Source organism: Bailinhaonella thermotolerans, from assembly GCF_003594875.1.
Lineage (GTDB): Bacteria > Actinomycetota > Actinomycetes > Streptosporangiales > Streptosporangiaceae > Bailinhaonella > Bailinhaonella thermotolerans.
Genome location: NZ_QZEY01000013.1, coordinates 196,848 through 213,973, shown reverse-complemented (window position 1 = coordinate 213,973; position 17,126 = coordinate 196,848). Strand labels below are relative to the sequence as shown.

Annotated in this window: 18 protein-coding genes; 9 read left to right on the top strand and 9 right to left on the bottom strand. The window is 73.4% G+C overall.

Annotation, left to right across the window (positions count from 1 at the left end; genetic code table 11):
- Positions 1-139: 139 nt before the first annotated feature.
- Together D5H75_RS28050 and D5H75_RS28045 are read right to left on the bottom strand one after the other, a co-directional pair.
- Positions 140-703, bottom strand: coding sequence for a TetR/AcrR family transcriptional regulator (locus D5H75_RS28050; RefSeq protein ID WP_119929542.1), 564 nt, complete (start codon positions 701-703; stop codon positions 140-142).
- 191 nt (positions 704-894) lie between these two features.
- On the bottom strand, positions 895-1,206 hold the full coding sequence (locus tag D5H75_RS28045; RefSeq protein ID WP_119929541.1) for a cupin domain-containing protein: 312 nt from the start codon (positions 1,204-1,206) through the stop codon (positions 895-897).
- A 155-nt stretch (positions 1,207-1,361) separates the two neighbouring features.
- On the opposite strand from D5H75_RS28045, the gene D5H75_RS28040 reads away from it, so the two are divergent.
- Entirely contained in the window at positions 1,362-1,898 is a 537-nt protein-coding gene (locus D5H75_RS28040) for an HXXEE domain-containing protein (protein WP_119929540.1), read from the top strand.
- Positions 1,899-1,992: 94 nt separating this feature from the next.
- Positions 1,993-2,946, top strand: coding sequence for a thermonuclease family protein (locus D5H75_RS28035; RefSeq protein ID WP_119929539.1), 954 nt, complete (start codon positions 1,993-1,995; stop codon positions 2,944-2,946).
- A 125-nt stretch (positions 2,947-3,071) separates the two neighbouring features.
- On the opposite strand, the gene D5H75_RS28030 is transcribed toward D5H75_RS28035, so the two are convergent.
- Both D5H75_RS28030 and D5H75_RS28025 read right to left on the bottom strand, forming a co-directional pair.
- Positions 3,072-3,791 (bottom strand): hypothetical protein, encoded by a 720-nt coding sequence (locus D5H75_RS28030; protein ID WP_119929538.1) that lies wholly within the window; start codon positions 3,789-3,791, stop codon positions 3,072-3,074.
- A gap of 49 nt (positions 3,792-3,840) precedes the next feature.
- The gene (locus D5H75_RS28025; RefSeq protein ID WP_119929593.1) at positions 3,841-5,523 is read right to left on the bottom strand and encodes a carotenoid oxygenase family protein; all 1,683 of its coding nucleotides are present in this window, start codon (positions 5,521-5,523) and stop codon (positions 3,841-3,843) included.
- Between the two features lie 93 nt (positions 5,524-5,616).
- On the opposite strand from D5H75_RS28025, the gene D5H75_RS28020 reads away from it, so the two are divergent.
- On the top strand, positions 5,617-7,266 hold the full coding sequence (locus D5H75_RS28020; RefSeq protein ID WP_119929537.1) for an acetolactate synthase: 1,650 nt from the start codon (positions 5,617-5,619) through the stop codon (positions 7,264-7,266).
- Positions 7,267-7,541: 275 nt separating this feature from the next.
- On the opposite strand, the gene D5H75_RS28015 is transcribed toward D5H75_RS28020, so the two are convergent.
- Positions 7,542-7,949 (bottom strand): hypothetical protein, encoded by a 408-nt coding sequence (locus D5H75_RS28015; RefSeq protein WP_119929536.1) that lies wholly within the window; start codon positions 7,947-7,949, stop codon positions 7,542-7,544.
- A 39-nt stretch (positions 7,950-7,988) separates the two neighbouring features.
- Between D5H75_RS28015 and D5H75_RS28010 the strand changes: the two genes are divergently transcribed.
- Both D5H75_RS28010 and D5H75_RS28005 read left to right on the top strand, forming a co-directional pair.
- Positions 7,989-8,939 carry a diacylglycerol/lipid kinase family protein gene (locus tag D5H75_RS28010; RefSeq protein ID WP_119929592.1) on the top strand — a complete coding sequence of 317 codons (951 nt, stop codon included), beginning with the start codon at positions 7,989-7,991 and terminating at the stop codon, positions 8,937-8,939.
- Between the two features lie 276 nt (positions 8,940-9,215).
- Positions 9,216-9,470: a WhiB family transcriptional regulator gene (locus D5H75_RS28005; protein ID WP_119929591.1), complete on the top strand. Its 255-nt coding sequence runs from the start codon at positions 9,216-9,218 to the stop codon at positions 9,468-9,470.
- A 393-nt stretch (positions 9,471-9,863) separates the two neighbouring features.
- On the opposite strand, the gene D5H75_RS28000 is transcribed toward D5H75_RS28005, so the two are convergent.
- Entirely contained in the window at positions 9,864-11,330 is a 1,467-nt protein-coding gene (locus D5H75_RS28000; protein WP_119929535.1) for a PAS domain-containing sensor histidine kinase, read from the bottom strand.
- Positions 11,331-11,440: 110 nt separating this feature from the next.
- On the opposite strand from D5H75_RS28000, the gene D5H75_RS27995 reads away from it, so the two are divergent.
- From D5H75_RS27995 to bioB, 4 genes are all read left to right on the top strand, one after another.
- Positions 11,441-12,598 carry an 8-amino-7-oxononanoate synthase gene (locus D5H75_RS27995; RefSeq protein ID WP_119929534.1) on the top strand — a complete coding sequence of 386 codons (1,158 nt, stop codon included), beginning with the start codon at positions 11,441-11,443 and terminating at the stop codon, positions 12,596-12,598.
- A complete protein-coding gene (locus tag D5H75_RS27990; RefSeq protein ID WP_119929533.1) occupies positions 12,595-13,329 on the top strand; it encodes a GntR family transcriptional regulator in 735 nt (244 codons plus the stop codon). The genes D5H75_RS27995 and D5H75_RS27990 overlap by 4 nt, the downstream gene beginning before the upstream one ends.
- A gap of 130 nt (positions 13,330-13,459) precedes the next feature.
- Positions 13,460-14,182: a dethiobiotin synthase gene (bioD, locus tag D5H75_RS27985; protein WP_119929532.1), complete on the top strand. Its 723-nt coding sequence runs from the start codon at positions 13,460-13,462 to the stop codon at positions 14,180-14,182.
- Entirely contained in the window at positions 14,179-15,180 is a 1,002-nt protein-coding gene (bioB, locus tag D5H75_RS27980) for a biotin synthase BioB (RefSeq protein ID WP_119929531.1), read from the top strand. Before bioD ends, bioB begins: the two co-directional genes overlap by 4 nt.
- A 59-nt stretch (positions 15,181-15,239) precedes the next feature.
- Here the strand turns inward: bioB and D5H75_RS27975 are convergent, their stop codons facing one another.
- The 3 genes from D5H75_RS27975 to sodN form a co-directional block, all read right to left on the bottom strand.
- Entirely contained in the window at positions 15,240-16,016 is a 777-nt protein-coding gene (locus D5H75_RS27975) for an RNA polymerase sigma factor SigF (protein WP_422674060.1), read from the bottom strand.
- 17 nt (positions 16,017-16,033) lie between these two features.
- Positions 16,034-16,453, bottom strand: a complete 420-nt coding sequence (locus tag D5H75_RS27970) for an ATP-binding protein (RefSeq protein WP_119929529.1) — start codon at positions 16,451-16,453, stop codon at positions 16,034-16,036.
- Between the two features lie 192 nt (positions 16,454-16,645).
- On the bottom strand, positions 16,646-17,050 hold the full coding sequence (gene sodN / locus D5H75_RS27965) for a superoxide dismutase, Ni (protein ID WP_119929528.1): 405 nt from the start codon (positions 17,048-17,050) through the stop codon (positions 16,646-16,648).
- Between the last annotated feature and the right edge of the window lie 76 nt (positions 17,051-17,126).

Genomic DNA, 17,126 nt, shown 5'->3' with positions numbered 1-17,126 from the left:
GCTCCCGCTCGCCCGCCGCCGAACGCGGCCGGCCGGCGGCCCGTCGTGGGTCAGCGTCGCGCCCTGGGCCGGTTCCGCGCGGTGGGCCGGTGTCGCGCGGTGGGCCAGTGGCGCCGGTGGGTCAGTGGGGTGTCGTGGGTCAGTGGCGTACGGCGTGGCCGGGCAGGACGGTGTCCACCAGCTCCTCGGCGAAGCGGGGCGGGGCGGGCAGGCCGCGCAGGACGAGGCGGAGCCACACCGCGCCGGCCAGCAGGTCCATCAGCGTCATGACGCCCGTGGCGTCGGACAGCTCGCCGCGCTCGACGGCCCGGTCGAAGATGGGGCGTTCGCGTTCCAGGCGGTCGGCGAAGAAGTCGCGGGACAGGGCGGCCAGAGTCTCGTCGCGTCCGGCGCTGGCGAGCACCGCGGCGGCGACCCCGCCCGCTCCCTGCCCGCCCAGCAGCCCGATCATGCCCTCGACCAGCGCGATCAGGTCGCCGCGCAGGCTGCCGGTGTCGGGGATCTCCACGGTGAGGACGTCGGCCCGCAGCAACGCGGCGCGCACCAGGGCGGGCTTCGACGGCCACCACCGGTACAGCGTGGTCTTGTTCACGCCCGCCAGGTCGGCGACGCCCTCGACGGTCAGCCCGTCGTACCCGCGCTCGGTGAGCAACCGCAGCGTCGCGTCGAAGATCGCCTTCTCCGCCCGAGGTCCCTTGGCCATGCGACGCAACGTAGCGTTGTGATCCGGGCTCCGGCAACCGGGGGAGGACCCGGCGCGCCGTGAACGCGGGGGCGGGTGGCGAGATGGCGGGCTGCCGGGGCGCGCGTGCCGGGATGTGCGGGCTCACCGGGGTCGCGGGCCTGGATGGCGTGCGGGCTCGCCGGCCTCGCGACCTGGATGCCTCGCGGGGCCTAGATGCTGCCCTTCCGCTCGATCACCAGGATCCGCGCCTCGGGAGCCGGGTGGGCCACGTGCTCGTCGCCCACCTCGGCGTGGCAGATCCGGCCCGGGACCAGCCGCTCCACCCGCTCCCGGCCGTTCTCCCTGTAGTGCATGTCCACGGCGCCTTCGAGGACGACGAAGACCTCGGGGCCGTCGTTCACGTGCCACACGTAGGGCTGGTCGGTCCAGTGCAGCCGGACCGTCGCACCGTCGATCTCGGCGATGTCGACCGCTCCCCAGGGGCGGTCGGCGGTGAACCCGTCGGCGTCGATGAAGCGCATCCTCAGATCATGACATTTCCCGAGGCCCATCGGCTGGTCCGTTTTCGGGCGCCGCTCTGCCAATCACAACGCGACGTTGCGTTGCGAAACTCGGAAGGCGTACGCTCTCCAAAAGCAACGCGACGTCGCGTTGTGGTTTCGAGTGAGAGGCGATCATGGCGGACACGAGGGTGCCGGCGGCCGTCACGTGGGGGCTGTTCGCGGCGTGGGCGGTGCACGACCTGGAGGAGCTGGTCACGATGGCGGGCTGGTCGCGGCGCGCCAGGCCCCGGCTGGAGGAGCGGCTGCCGTGGGTGCCCGCGCACGTCTGGGACCGGCTGGACGTGCCCCAGGCCCACGTCAACGTGGCGATCGGGGGCATGGCGGTGATCGTGGCGGCGGCCTCGGCGGCCGGGGCGCGCAGCGGCGGGCGCTCGGGCTTCTACCGGGCGGCGCTGGCCGCGTTCGGCTGGCACGCCGCCGGCCATCTCGCCCAGGGCGCGCTCGTGCGCGGATACACCCCGGGACTCATCACCGCGCCGCTGGTCGTGGCCCCGTTCTCGCTCTGGGCGCACCGGCGGCTGCGCGCGGCGGGCGTCACCGCCGGCCCCGGGAGCGTCCGCGCGGCCGTACCGCTGGCCGCCGGGGCCCTCGCGGCCGTGCACGGCCTGGCCGCCCTCGTCACCCGGAGGAGGACCGGCCCCACCTGGTGACACTTCGCGCACCCGGGTGGTGCTCCGCGTCACGCGGGCAGATGATGGCGCTCAGTCGGGGTTCCTCAGGCGTACGGCAGGCGGGAGCGACGTCATGGCCAAGGCGATCGAGCAGCTCAGGTCGGGTACGACGGTGGGTCACGCGATGCTGGGCCTGCACCGGGGGGCGCCCGGGACGGTGGAGCGGGCCGTCCACGACGGCGACACGATCAACGTCGCGGCCGTCGGCAACCTCGGGGTCCGCTTCCTGGGCGTGGACGCGCCCGAGGTGAGCTTCACGCTCCCCGCCCGGCCCGACGTCTTCGTGCCCATCTCCGACGCGGCGTGGACCGAGTTCCTCGTCGACCCGTTCGCGCCCGGCCTGCCGCCGCTCAGGCTGCGCTCGGCGCTGAAGGAGCACCTGCTCGACCGGCTCGACAAGACCACCGCGCCCAACCACGCCCGGCACGCGACGATCTCCACGACCGCGCTGCGCACCATGGTCGGCGACGACGTCGCCGCCCAGGGGCTCACCCCCGAGACGTTCCGGTTCCGGCTCTCGTTCGCCGCCGAGATCATCGACCGGTACGGCAGGCTGCTGTGCTACGTGAACCGCGAGCAGCGGGAGACGCCGCGGCCGCCCACGTACAACGAGCGGCTGCTCGCGGCCGGGCACGCGGCGCCGTACTTCATCTGGCCCAACGTCAACCCGTTCCGGCGGCAGGCGGCCCACCCGGCGGAGGCGGTGCCGAGGCCCGGCGGGGCGCGGGCGCTGGCCGAGTCCGACGGCGCGCTGCGCAACGCCCGCGAGATGGTCAGGGCGGCGCGGCAGGCCGGGCTCGGCGTCTGGGAGCGCGCCGACCCGCTCCGGCTGCTCCCGTTCGAGCTGCGGTACCTGGCGCAGCGGCGCGCCCCGGAGCGGTACGTCCTCGACCTGTCGGACGAGGGCCGCGAGCTGTTCCACCCGCAGGACTACTTCCGGATCCCGCACCCCGAGGACCGGCTGTACGTCAACGCCGAGCACGTCGGCCTGTTCCGCGAGAAGGGCTGGAGCGTCCCCGCCCCCTGATCCCCGCCCCCTGATCCCCGTTACCTGAGCCCCGTTTACCTGGGTCCGTTTCCTGAGTCCCGCCCCCCTGAGCCTCGCTTACCGGGCCGCCGCCGCCCGCGCGGGGCGCCGGGACGGGGTGCGGGTCAGCAGCCGCCGTCGTAGCGGCAGAGCTTGCGGGCCATCCGCGACGCCAGCCTCTGGTGCCAGCGGAACTCCGCGTCGCCGGGCCTGCCGTACTCGGCGTACATCCCGTAGACGGCGATCGCGCTGCCCCGCCGTACGACGATGTGCCGCTCGCCGCCGACGCCCGGCTTGTTCCTGCCCCGCCAGGTCTGCCCGACCACCCGCACCGCCTCGTCGCCGAGGCGGAGCCGGCTCGCCGTGAAGTGGTACGACCCCCGCTTGGAGCAGGAGCGGAGCTTGGCCCGCAGGTCGTCCATGGCCGCGCGGGCGGCGCCCTCGTTCCGGTACACCACGAGCTGCTCGCCCTGGAGCACCGTCGGCTCGGTGAAGTACAGCGACCGCGCGGCGGCCCGGCCCGCGGCGCCCGGCGCGTTCCGCTCCCCGCACGGCTTCAGCAGCAGTGGCTCGCCCGTGCGCGAACTGCGCGCCCAGCGCTGCTCGTCGGGGTACTTCACCGGCTTGCGCGACTTCCTCTCCAGCAGCAGGAAGTCCTTCGGGATCGTCGTCACGGGCGCCCCCGCGCTCACGCCGTACGGCACGGCGGGCGCGGCGGCGACGCCGTACGGCACGGCGGCGGCGCCGCTCAGAGGGCCGGCGGACGGGCCGGTCGCGGCCGTCGCCGGGGTGGCGGCGACGGCGACGGCGGCCGCGGCGGTGGTCGCCAGGATGGTGCGGATCATCGGTCCTCCCGTTCGTCGGGGAGTTAGACGACCGACCGCGCCCGCGAGTTCAGCCGATCTCGGCGGCCACCTCGCGGGCCACCGCGCGGAGTTCGGGGTCGAGCTGGTCGAGGCGTCCGTCCAGGTCGTCGGCGAAGCGCAGCCGCTCGATCCCGGGGTCGGCGGCGACCGCCCGCGGCATCCACGCCGAGTGGATCATGAACGGGATCACCGTGCCCGGCGGCGGCGCCAGCACGGCCACCGGCCCGCGCGAGACGTCCGCCGCGTCGAACACCTCGACCCGGAAGCGCGCGTCGTTGTGCACGATCACCACGAGGTACCCGTCGTGCCCGCCCGGGTCCGCCCCGGCGTACCTGCTGCGGCCGTCCGCCCCGGGCGAGCGCGGCACGAACACCGGCGAGGTGGGGTAGTCGTCCAGCGACCAGGCCCACTCCGACCTCGGCTTGAGCGTGTCGCGTTCGAGCGTCGCGAGCACCGACGGCGTCTCCGACCCGGGGAACAGCGACCGGTCCACGCGGTCGCCGTAGTTGCGCAGCGCCCGCTGGTTGATCCCCTCCGGGTGGAACCCCTGGAAGACCAGGTGGTGCACGGTCGGGGCGGTGATCCCCTCGCGCGACCAGTCGATCGCCGACAGCTCGGCCTGCCAGTACCTCTCCGGGTCGTACAGCCGCCCGACGTCGGTGACCGTGCCCTTCTCCGGGTCGAACTCCATCACCGTGGTCAGCGCCGGGCTCATGCCGTGGGAGTACATCCCGCGCAGCGCCGGGTCGATCGGCCGCCCGAACACGTCCACGTCGTCCTCGCGCAGGTACATCCCGATGTCCACGCCCGCCGAGTGCTCCATGACCACGCGGATCCCGGACGAGTCGTCGTACGTCGCGTAGAAGTGGTTGACTTCGGGCGCGATGCGGAAGACCGACCCCGCGACCGCCGTGCCCGGCGGGGCCTCGTCGAGCGCGGACTTGCGGACGAGCACGAGCGGCCCGTCGGGGTTGTTGGCCACCTTGCGGTCGCCCGCGCCCAGCACCTCGTCAATGTCGATCTTGTACGCCGTGTCGGCCAGGACGAGCCAGTCGCGCGTCTGCGTGATCGTGTGGGTGGCCTGCGGGAACGTGACCCCGTCGATCGGCCGGCGCGTGACGTGGCGGCCGTGCCCGTCGTACCGGATCACCGACAGGACGCCGCTGAAGACGTCGCGGGAGACCCCCCACAGGCAGTCCCGGTCCGGGTCGATCACCGGGTGCGCGGTCGTGGACAGCAGCGGCAGCGCGGCGGACTGGTCCGGCGTCGGGGCCCAGTCGTCGCGGTGCCCGACCTCGGCCAGGAACCCCAGCGAGACGGGGTCCACCTCGACCGGCCGCCCGGCGTCCCACGTCGCGAAGAGCCGGTCGCCCCAGGGCAGCGGCGCGGTGTTGGCGGCGTTCACCTGGCCCCACGGCGAGCTGGTGCCGACCGGGGTGTTCTCGAACAGGTCCGGGCGCCGGCCGCGCAGCCGTACCGACGGGGTGCCGATCAGGCGCGGGCGCCAGGCGAACCGGCCGGCGGCGCCGGGGCGCAGGTCGAGCCGGACCATGATCCCGTCGCCGAAGAAGGCGTGGATCGGGTGGGTGCGCTGGTCGGACGTGCTGATGTAGACGTGCCCGCCCAGGTCCGCGGGCCAGCTCCCCGCCACGAGGTCCAGGTCGAGGTCGGTGGGTTCGTCCTTGGTGAGGATCGAGCGGGGGATCGGCATGACGGCCACCTAACGCGTTCAAAAACCGAATGACGTTCAGTCCACCCCAGCCGAGGGGGGACCGTCAAGGTGACCGGCTGGTAACGTGCCGCCATGCGGGAGATCCAGGGACACGCGGGCGACACCGCGGTCGCCGTCGCGCGGGCGCACGGCATCGAGACCATGTTCACCCTGTCCGGCGGGCACGTGTTCCCGCTGTACGACGGCGCGGTCAAGGACGGCATGCGCCTCGTGGACGTACGGCACGAGCAGACCGCGGTCTTCGCCGCCGAGGCGACCGCCAAGCTCACCCGGCGCCCCGGGCTGGCCGTGCTCACCGCCGGGCCGGGCGTCACGAACGGCGTCTCGGCCGTCGCCACCGCGCACTTCAACGGGTCGCCGCTGGTCGTGATCGGCGGCCGGGCCCCCGCGTCGCGCTGGGGGAGCGGCGCGCTCCAGGAGCTCGACCACCCGCCGCTGCTCGCGCCGGTCACCAAGCTCGCGTTCACCGCGGGCGACGCCGCGTCCGTGGCCGACGACGTGGACCTGGCCTTCCGCACGGCGTCGGCCCCGCACCGCGGCCCGGTGTTCCTCGACGTGTACATGGACCACCTGTTCTCCCCGGCCACCGCGACCGTGGCCCCGCCCTCCCCGGTGGAGGCGCGCGAGCCGGACGCGGAGGCGCTGGCGGGGATCGCCGCGCTGTTGGCCGAGGCCGAGCGCCCGGTCCTCGTGCTCGGCTCCGATGTGTGGATGGACGGCGCGGCCGAGGCCGCCCGCGCCTGCGCCGAGGAGTTGCGCCTCCCGGTCATCGCCAACGGCCAGGGCCGGGGCATCCTGCCGGCCGGGCACGAACTGCTGGCCACCCGCGCCCGTTCCCGCGCCTTCGGCCAGGCCGACCTGGTGATCGTCGCGGGCACGCCACTGGACTTCCGGCTGGGCTACGGCCTGTTCGGCGGCCGGGACGGCGCCCCGCTCGCCCGCGTGGTCCACCTCGCCGACGCGTCCTCCCAGCTCGCCACCCATATGCAGACGGCCGGGTCCGCCTCGGGCGACCTGTCCCTGGTCTTCGCCGGTCTCGCGGACGCGGCGGGCAAGGCGGGCGTCTCGCCGAAGCGGTACGCGCCGTGGGTCGCCTCGCTCGCCGAGGCCGCCCGCGCCGCCGTCGCCGGGGACGCGGAACTGCTCGCCTCCGACGCCGACCCGATCCACCCGATGCGGATCTACGGCGAGCTCAACCCCCTCCTCGCCGACGACGCCATCGTGATCGGCGACGGCGGCGACTTCGTGTCGTACGCCGGCAAGTACATCGAGCCGCGCCGCCCCGGCGGGTGGCTCGACCCCGGTCCGTACGGCTGCCTCGGGACCGGCCTCGGCTACGCCATCGCCGCCCGCCTCGCCCGCCCGTCCTCGCAGGTGGTCCTGCTCCTGGGCGACGGCGCGGCCGGGTTCTCCCTGATGGACGTGGACACCCTCGTCCGCCACAAGCTCCCGGTCGTCATGATCTGCGGCAACAACGGCGCGTGGGGCCTGGAGAAGCACCCCATGCAGATGCTCTACGGCTACGACGTCGCCGCCGACCTCCAGCCCGAGTGCCGGTACGACCAGGTGGTCAAGGCCCTCGGCGGCGACGGCGAACTCGTCCGCAAGCCCTCCGAGATCGCCCCCGCCCTCCAGCGCGCCTTCGCCAGCGAGGTCCCCTACCTGGTCAACATCGCCACCGACCCCCAGATCGCCTACCCCCGCAACACCACGGGCGTCTGACCCCCCGCGCCGTGACCTCGCGCGCCCCCGACATCTCCCGGGGGCGCGTGGTGTCGCCGCGATGCCGAATCGCGAGATCACGGCGGTGTGGGGCCCGCTCAGGCCGTACGGCGGCGCGGCGCCGGCTGGTCGCGGGTGGCGGCTTCGTCCCCGGCCTCGGCCTCGCCGTGGGCCGTGATCTTGCGATCCCGCACGTTCCCCGCGTTTCCCGAGGCTTGGGGTGGTGTCGGCTTGGGGCGGGATGGCGAGATCACGGCGGGGTGGAAGGGCGCGGGTCAGGGGGTGGGCTTGCTCTCCGGGTCGCCTTCCGCTTCGGCTATGGCCCGGGTGGAGGGCGGGCTCAGGAGGGTCAGCAGGACTATCACCGCGGAGGCGGTCAGGGGGATGCCCGGGGCGTACATGGCGTTCTGGAGCATGAAGAACGCGATGGGGGCGATGAAGAGCTGGACGGTGATCGCGGGGCCGCGGGTCCAGCGTTCGGCCTGGAGGATGCCGCGGGCGACGACCAGGAGGCCGATGCCGAGGGCCAGGCCGAAGACGATCTGGAAGACCTCGCCGGGGATGTTGTCGGTGCCCTCGGTGAGGGTGAGGAAGCCGACGAAGGCGCCGAGGCCGAACGCGACCAGGCCCTGGAGGGCGACCACCAGGGCCGCCGCGATCAGCGTGAAGGGGCGGTTCCGCACGCCGCCAGCCTACCCGCGCCCGGATACCCTGGCGGAATGCTGCGCGCACTGCTGCTGGTCAACCCCAAGGCCACGACCACCAACCAGCGGACCCGCGACGTGCTCATCCGCGCGCTCGGCGCCGCCGTGCGGCTGGACGTGACCGAGACGCGCTACCGGGGGCACGCGGCGAAGCTGGCGCGGGAGGCGGCCCGGGACGGGCGCTACGACGTGGTGGCGGTGCTGGGCGGGGACGGCACGATCAACGAGGCGGTCAACGGGCTGCTGGAGGACGGGCCGTCGCCGGACCGCCCGGCGCTGGCGATGATCCCCGGCGGCAGCGCGAACGTCTTCGCCCGCGCCCTCGGCATCCCGGGCAACCCGGTGGAGGCGACCGGCGTCGCCCTGGAGGCGCTGCGGTCGGGCAGCCGCCGTACGGTGGGGCTGGGCCGGGCGGCGTGGAGCGAGGCGGGCGAGCACACCGAGCGGTACTTCACGTTCTGCGCCGGCGTGGGCTACGACGCCGAGGTGGTGCGGGCGGTGGAGGGCCTGCGCGGAGCCGGCTACCGCGCCACGCCGGGGCTGTACGTCAGCACGGCGCTGCGGCACTACCTGATGACGGACCGGAGGCGGGCGGCGCTCACGCTGACCCGGCCCGGGCACCCGGGGGAGTCCGGGATCTTCATGGCGATCGTGACGAACACCGCCCCGTGGACCTACCTCGGCTCGCGGCCGGTCAACCCGACCCCGCTGTCGGCGTTCGACGCGGGGCTCGACCTGCTGGGGCTGTCGCGGCTGGGGCTGCCGAGCATCCTCAACGTGGTCCGGCAGATCGTCGGCGAGCGGTCCACGCCCCTGCGCGGGCGGCGGCTGGTGCAGGTGCACGATGCCTCCGAGCTGGCGCTTTCGTCGAGCCGCCCCATCGCGTTCCAATTGGACGGGGAATACCTCGGCGAGGCGGAGAAGGTGACGTTCTACTCCATACCGGACGCGTTACAGGTTCTGGTCTAGTCGATCACTGTCAGTGATTATGTGACGCAATTGACAGTCATTTCGGCCAAAACCTTTCTCCAAGGGTCTTGCGTGTGATCCTCATGACTGCGAGGCTCGAACCGACACCAGAACGTAGCTCACGGCGAGGACGCCTCCCCCACGATCCGGTGTCCGACACTCATACCGGGACCCCACCAAGGCCCGGTATTTGTTCGCCGTAGTTCGTGAAAGACTTCACAAAGTACGACCGCACGAGCCAGGAGCCCCGGGCTCCGAATGAAGGAGTGGAACCGCATGGACTGGCGCCACCGCGCTGCCTGCCGTGACGTGGACCCCGAGTTGTTCTTCCCGATCGGCAACACCGGCCCGGCACTGCTGCAGATCGACGAGGCCAAGCAGGTCTGCAACGCGTGCCCCGTGAGCGACCCGTGCCTTAAGTGGGCGATCGAGTCGGGCCAGGACGCCGGCGTCTGGGGCGGCCTGAGCGAGGACGAGCGCCGCGCCCTGAAGCGCCGCACCGCCCGAGCCCGTGCCCGCGCTCACGCTTGATCCAACATCTTAACCACGCCCCCGGACCCACGGCGCCGCGCCACCCCCGCCCGCGGCCGCCCCACCGGCTCTCGGTCCTCCACAAGCCTCCACGGCCTGTGGAGGACTTCTGTTTCCAGCCCCAGGTGAGACCGCCTGGCGCCATCCGGACGGGGCTCCGCGCCCGCCGCCGGGAGCAGGCCGAAAAAATCTTCGAACTTCACTCGGCCCGTTCTCCCTCCGCCCCCTCCCGCCCCACGGCTCACACCCCCTCGCCGCCGCCCGGCCCGGGCCGCGCCCGCCGCGAGCCCCGCACCGCGCCCCGCCGTACGGCCTGAGCCCGCCCGCCGTGCGGCTTGAGCCTCGGACGTGAGCCCGCGCCCGCCCGCCGTACGCCGCGGGAAGTCCGCGACCTCAGCAGGACTCGCCGAGGGGGATGTCGAGGGTGACGCGGGTGCCGCCGCCGTCGCGGGGGCCGATGGCCAGGCGGCCGCCCAGCTCGCTCACGACCAGGGTGCGCACGATCTGGAGGCCGAGGCTGGTCGTGGCCTCGACGTCGAAGTCCTCGGGGAAGCCCGTGCCGCTGTCGGCCACCTCGACGTCCAGCCTGCCGGGCGAGCGGGACGCGATCACGTCGAGGCGGCCGGGGCGGTGCGCCAGGCCGTGCTGGACGGCGTTCTGGAGCAGCTCGGTGAGGACCATGGCCAGCGGCGTCGCGATCGCGGCCGGCAGGACCCCGAAGGTGCCGGTACGGCGGGGCGTGACGTGCGCCTCCGGCACCGACACCTCGGCGGACATGGCGATCACGCGGTCGGCGATATCGTCGAAGTCCACCAGCTCCTCAGGCGTGTGCGACAGGGTCTCGTGGACGATCGCGATCGAGCCCACCCGGCGGACGGCCTCCTCCAGCGCCTCGCGTCCCTCGGGCACGCGCAGCCGCCGCGCCTGGAGCCGGAGCAGCGCGGCGACGGTCTGGAGATTGTTCTTGACCCGGTGGTGGATCTCCCGGATCGTGGCGTCCTTGGTCATCAGCTCACGCTCGCGCCGCCGCAGCTCGGTCACGTCGCGGATCAGCACGAGCGCGCCGATGCGGCTGCCGGACACGATCAGCGGGATGGCGCGGAGCTGCACCACCGCGCCGTTCGCGTCCACCTCGGTCTCGCGCGGCGCCCGCCCGCTGGCGACGATCATGAGGGACTCGTCCACCGGCTCCTCGGAGTAGCAGAGCGAGGCCGTCACCTTGCCCAGGTCGGCGCCCACGAGGTCGGCGGCCAGCCCCAGCCGCCGGTAGGCCGACAGGGCGTTGGGCGAGGCGTAGGTGATGCGGCCGCCCCGGTCCAGCCGCACCAGGCCGTCGCCGACGCGGGGCGACCGCACGAGGATGGGCTCCTCCTCCGGGAACGGGAACCGCCCCTCGGCGACCATCTGGGCCAGGTCGCTCGCGCTCTGGAGGTACGTCAGCTCGAGCCGGGACGGGGTGCGCGCGGAGGACAGGTTCGTGGAGCGCTGGATCACGCCGATCACGCGCTCGCCGCGGCGTACCGGGATGGTCTCCTCGCGCACGGGCACACCGGACGACCAGTCCGGGTCCCCTTCGCGGCAGATGCGCCTCTCGTCCCAGGCGGTGTCGATGAGCAGGCGCTCCCCGCGCTTCGCTATCGTGCCCACCACGTCGTCGTGGTAGACGGTCGGGCCGGTGGTCGGTCGCATCTGGGCGATCGCCACCCAGCCGGATCCGTCGCGCAGCGGGATCCACAGGATGAGGTCGGCGAAGGACAGGTCGGCCAGCAACTGCCAGTCGGAGACCAGGGAGTGCATCCACTCCAGGTCGGCCTCGTCCAGGGCGGTGTGGCGGAGCACCAGGTCGGTCAGGGTCGGCACGGGTGCATCATGCGTCTTCCGGACGCCCGAACGCGAATCGGCCGACCGGGCCTGGGAGGATTCCGGTTAACCGACGACGACGTACTGGTGACCGAGGAGAGAAGGGCCGTATGCGCAACGACCCCCTCGCCAGGCTGCGCCGCGCCGCCGAGGCGCGCCACGCGGCCGGCCTGAGGCGGACCCGGCGGTCCCGCGGGCCCGACCACGACGGGCTGCTCGATCTCGCCTCCAACGACTACCTGGGGCTGGCCCGCGACCCCCGGGTCACCGGGGCCGCCGCCGAGGCCGCGCGCGTGTGGGGCGCGGGCTCCACCGGCTCGCGGCTGGTGACCGGCAGCACCCGGCTCCACGCGGAGCTGGAGGAGCGCCTGGCGGCCTTCGCGGGCTCGCCGGACGCCCTGGTCTTCTCCTCGGGTTACCTGGCCAACCTCGCCGCCGTGGCCGCGCTGGGCGGGCGGGACGCCCTCGTGGTCTCCGACGCCGGCAACCACGCCTCCATCGTGGACGCCTGCCGCCTGTCGCGCTCCCGCGTGGTGGTCACGCCGCACCGGGACGTCGAGGCCGTGGAGGCCGCGCTCGCCGGCCGGCCGGAGGAGGCCGCGCTCGTGGTCACCGACGCGGTGTTCTCGGTGGACGGCGACCTCGCCCCCCTGGCCGCCCTGCACGACGTCGCCGTACGCCACGGGGCCCTGCTGGTGGTGGACGAGGCGCACTCCCTCGGGGTCGTCGGCGAGGGCGGCCGGGGCGCGGTGGCCGCGGCGGGGCTCTCGGCCTCGCCGTACGTCGTGCGGACGGTGACGCTGTCGAAGTCGCTGGGCTCGCAGGGCGGCGCCGTGCTGGGCGGGCCCGAGGTGGTCCAGACGCTGCTGGACACGGGCCGGTCCTTCATCTTCGACACCGGCCTCGCGCCGGCCTGCGCGGGTTCGGCCCTGGCGGCGCTGGGAATCATCGAGTCGGAGCCGGACCTGCCCGCACGGGCCCGCGACCACGCCGTCAAGCTGGCGGCGTACTGCGCGGAGATCGGCCTGGAGAGCAACGACCCCGCGGCGGCGGTGGTGCCGGTGTTCCTCGGCCCGCCGGAACGCGCGCTCGACGCGGCCGCCCGGTGCGCCGATCATGGAGCGAGGGTCGGCTGCTTCCGGCCTCCGTCCGTGCCGCCGGGCCGCTCCTGCCTGCGGCTCACGTCACGGGCGGACCTGGGCCCCGGCGACCTTGAGGTGATCCAGCGCGCCCTGCGGGCGGTGGCGGAGATGGGAGCGCGTCCGTGACCGAAGAGATCGCACGGATCCCGAAGTACTACGACGTGAAGGGGCGGCTGCTGGAGCTGACCAAGTCGCTCGCGCCGGGCAGCCCGCTGCCGCCGGAGCGGACCCTCGCCGTGCTGTTCGAGACCTCCAGGACGACCGTGCGGCAGGCGCTGGCCGAGCTGGTCGTCGAGGGCAGGCTGCTGCGCATCCAGGGCAAGGGCACGTTCGTCGCCCAGCCCAAGGTCGCCCAGGTGCTCCAGCTCACCAGCTACACCGGCGACCTGCGCACCGTCGGCCTCAACCCGGACACCAAGATCCTGGACATCAGCTACATCACCGCCGACGAGGCCCTGGGCCACCGGCTGGCCATCCGCCCCGGCGGGCGCGTGCTGCGCATCCACCGCCTCCGCCTGGCCAACGGCGAGCCGATGTCCATCGACACCACCCACCTGTCGGCGCGGCGCTTCCCGGGCCTGCGCAAGCAACTGGAGACCAACCCCTCGTCGCTGTACGACACGCTGCACAACGCCTACGACGTACGGCTGAGCGAGGCCGAGGAGGTCATCGAGACGATCCTGGCCACGCCGTACGACGCGCAGCTCCTCGGCGTGGACGTCGGCCTGCCCATGCTCCTGCTCTCCCGGCACGCGTTCGACGCCGACGGCCACCCGGTCGAGTGGGCCCAGTCGCTGTACCGCGGCGACCGGTACAAGTTCGTCACCCGCCTGCGCCGCCCCGGCGGCGTCTCCTGACGCCCGCCGGCCGCGCCGGTCCTGTGGGTTCCCCACATACGGCGCGGCCGGAATCGCACGATCGAGACGAGGAGGACGGCCCCCGGCGTACGCGATCCTGGGTGGGACACGGCGACGAAGGGGACGCGGGATGAGCGTGCTGGTGGTGACGGGGACCGACACCGGGGTCGGCAAGACCGTGGTGACGGCGGCGGTGGCGGCGCTGGCCCGCGCCCGGGGCACCTCGGTGGCGGTGGTGAAGCCGGCGCAGACCGGGGTCGGGCCCGGCGAGGCGGGCGACCTGGACGAGGTCGCGCGGCTGTCCGGGGTGACGGACCTGCACGAGTACGCCAGGTTCCCGGACCCGCTGTCCCCGGCGGCGGCGGCCCGGGTGAGCGGGCTGCCGCCGGTGTCGCTGCGGGACGCGGCGGCGCGGATCCGCGACCTTGCCGGGACGCGGCGGCTGGTGCTGGTCGAGGGGGCCGGCGGGCTGCTGGTGCGGTTCGACCAGGAGGGCGGCACGCTGGCCGACCTGGCGCGCGCGACCGGCGCACAGGTGCTCGTGGTGGCCAGGGCGGGGCTCGGCACGCTCAACCACACCGCGCTCACGCTGGAGGCGATGGCCCACCGGGGGCTGAGCCTGGCCGGGGTGGTGATCGGGTCGTGGCCGCGCGATCCGGGCCTCGCGGACCGGCTGAACGTCGGGGACCTGGAGATGCTGGCCGCGCGGCCGCTGTCCGGCGCGATCCCCGAGGGCGCGGGCGAACTCGACGCCACCGACTTCTGGGCGGCGGCGCACGCCTCGCTGTCGGCGACCCTGGGCGGCGGATTCGACCCCGCGGCCTTCAGGGAGCGATCTAAGCTGGCCCGGTGACCGGAACCGGCATCCTCGACGTCGCCCGCGACCAGGTGCTCGGCGAGGGCCGCGGGCTCTCCGAGGCCCAGGCCCTCGCGTGCCTGACGCTCCCCGACGACCGCCTGCCCGACCTGCTGGCCCTGGCCCACGAGGTGCGTCTCGCCTGGTGCGGCCCCGAGGTCGAGGTCGAGGGGATCGTCTCCCTCAAGACCGGGGGCTGCCCCGAGGACTGCCACTTCTGCTCCCAGTCGGGCAGGTTCGAGTCCCCGGTGCGCTCGGTCTGGCTGGAGATCCCCCGGCTGGTCGAGGCGGCGAGGGAGACGGCGGCCACCGGCGCGACGGAGTTCTGCATCGTGGCCGCCGTGCGCGGGCCCGACCGGCGCCTGATGGACCAGGTGCGCCAGGGCGTCAAGGCCATCAGGGAGGCCGTGGACATCAACGTGGCCTGCTCCCTGGGCATGCTCACGCGGGCGCAGGTGGACGAGCTGGCCGAGATGGGCGTCCACCGCTACAACCACAACCTGGAGACCGCGCGCTCCCACTTCCCCCAGGTGGTCACCACCCACACCTGGGAGGAGCGCTGGGAGACCTGCCGGATGGTCCGGGCGGCCGGCATGGAGCTGTGCTGCGGCGGCATCGTCGGCATGGGGGAGACGGCCGGGCAGCGCGCGGAGTTCGCCGCCCAGCTCGGCGAGCTGGCCCCCGACGAGATCCCGCTCAACTTCCTCAACCCGCGCCCCGGCACCCCCTTCGCCGGCCTGCCACCGCTCGACGGCAGGGAGGCCCTGAAGACCATCGCCACGTTCCGCCTGGCCCTGCCCAGGACCATCCTGCGGTACGCCGGGGGGCGCGAGCTCACCCTCGGCGACCTCGGCACCCGCGAGGGCATGCTCGGCGGCGTCAACGCCATCATCGTCGGCAACTACCTGACGACCCTCGGCCGCCCCCCGGAGGCCGACCTGGCCCTCCTGCGCGACCTCAAGATGCCCATCAAGGCCCTCTCGGACACCCTCTGACCGGGCAGGACGCGAAAGGGCCCCCGCCGGAGACCGGCGGGGGCCCTTTCGCGAGCGGGTCACTCCTCGGCGGTCAGGCCCTCGCGGAGCTGGGTGAGGGTGCGGGCCAGGAGGCGGGAGACGTGCATCTGGGAGATGCCGAGCTCGGCCGCGATCTGGGACTGCGTCATGTTGCCGAAGAAGCGGAGCAGCAGGATGCGCTTCTCACGCGGCGGGAGCTTCTCCAGGAGCGGCTTGAGGGACTCGCGGTACTCCACGCCCTCCAGCGAGTCGTCCACGATGCCCAGCGAGTCGGCCACCGCGGGCGCGTCGTCGTCGCCTGAATCGGGCGCGTCGAGCGAGACCGTGGAGTAGGCGTTGGCGGACTCCAGGCCCTCCAGCACCTCCTCCTCGCTCATGTTGAGGTGCTCGGCCAGCTCCGCCACGGTGGGCGCGCGGCCCTCCCGCTGCGACAGCTCGCTTATCGCCTTGGTGAGCGAGAGCTTGAGCTCCTGGAGCCGGCGCGGCACGCGCACGGCCCAGCCCTTGTCGCGGAAGTGGCGCTTGATCTCGCCCACGATGGTGGGCGTCGCGTAGGTGGAGAACTCGACACCGCGCTCCAGGTCGAACCGGTCGATCGACTTGATCAGGCCGATGGTCGCCACCTGGGTGAGGTCGTCGAGCCACTCGCCCCGGTTGCGGAACCGGCGGGCGAGGTATTCGACCAGGGGGAGGTGAAGCTCGACGAGCTCGTCGCGGATGCGCTGCCTGGACGGGTCGTCCGGGGCCAGGGTGGCGAGCCGCGCGAAGAGCTCGCGCGCCCGTACGCGATCAGGGACAGCGTGTTCGTCGGCCATAGCCCGGGTCTTCTCCGTCACGCCGGCCTCGCGGCACCGCGTCGCTTCCGCAGGACGATCGCGAGATCCTTGTCGGTGACCGCCTCGACGTAGTCGGCGAGGGCGGTCAGCACCATCCACGCGAAGTCGTCGCGCTTGAGGTCCTGCGGCTCCACCGTCTCCACGGCCACGCGCACCGACATCTCGTCGCCGGTCAGCTCGAACTCGGCGGTCAGATCGGTGCCGGGCACCGCCTGGCGCAGCAGCATCGCGCAGGCTTCGTCCACGGCGATGCGCAGGTCCTCGATCTCGTCGAGCGTGAAGTCGAGACGCGCGGCCAGCCCGGCCGTCGCGGTGCGCAGCACCGACAGGTAGGCGCTCGCCGCGGGCAGGCGGACTGTCACGGTGTCGCGCATGCCGGCCAGGCCCTCGGACGGAGCGGCGGTTTCCTCGGTCACGTTCCTCCTTACGGTCACCTTGATGGACCGCTGCTTGCAACCTACCGCCCGCCGGGCCATGCCCGCGCACTAGGACGCGCCCTTTAGCGCGATCTTGAGCATTCGGGACCCGGGGGGACGGGGAGCGGGGCAGCGGGGGGACACGCCGCGGGCCTCGCGCGTGAGCACGCGCGAGGCCCGCCGGCGACGCTCTCAGGCGGCCTGCTTGGTCTCCCAGAAGATCTTGCTGATCTCCTCGATCTTGGCGAGCAGCTCGTCGGCCTGGGACACGTCCACGGTGCCCTTGCCGCCGGCCGCGCCGGCCAGCTTCGTGGCCTCCCAGAAGAGCTGGTGGAGCTGCGGGTACTTCTCCACGTGCTGGGGCTTGAAGTAGTCGGTCCAGAGCACCCAGAGGTGGTGCTTGACCAGCTCGGCCCGCTTCTCCTTGATGATCAGCGCGCGCGTCCGGAAGACCGGGTCGTCGTTCGCGTTGTACTTCTCCATGATCGCCTTGACCGACTCGGCCTCGATCCGGGCCTGAGCCGGGTCGTACACACCGCAGGGGAGATCGCAGTGGGCCGAGGCGACGTGCTTGGGCCGCAGCAGTCGTGCGAGCATTTGAATCCTTCCTCGCTGTAAAACGCTTACCCGCAAGACACTACTCCGCCGTTTCACCGGCGATCGAGAGGAGGGG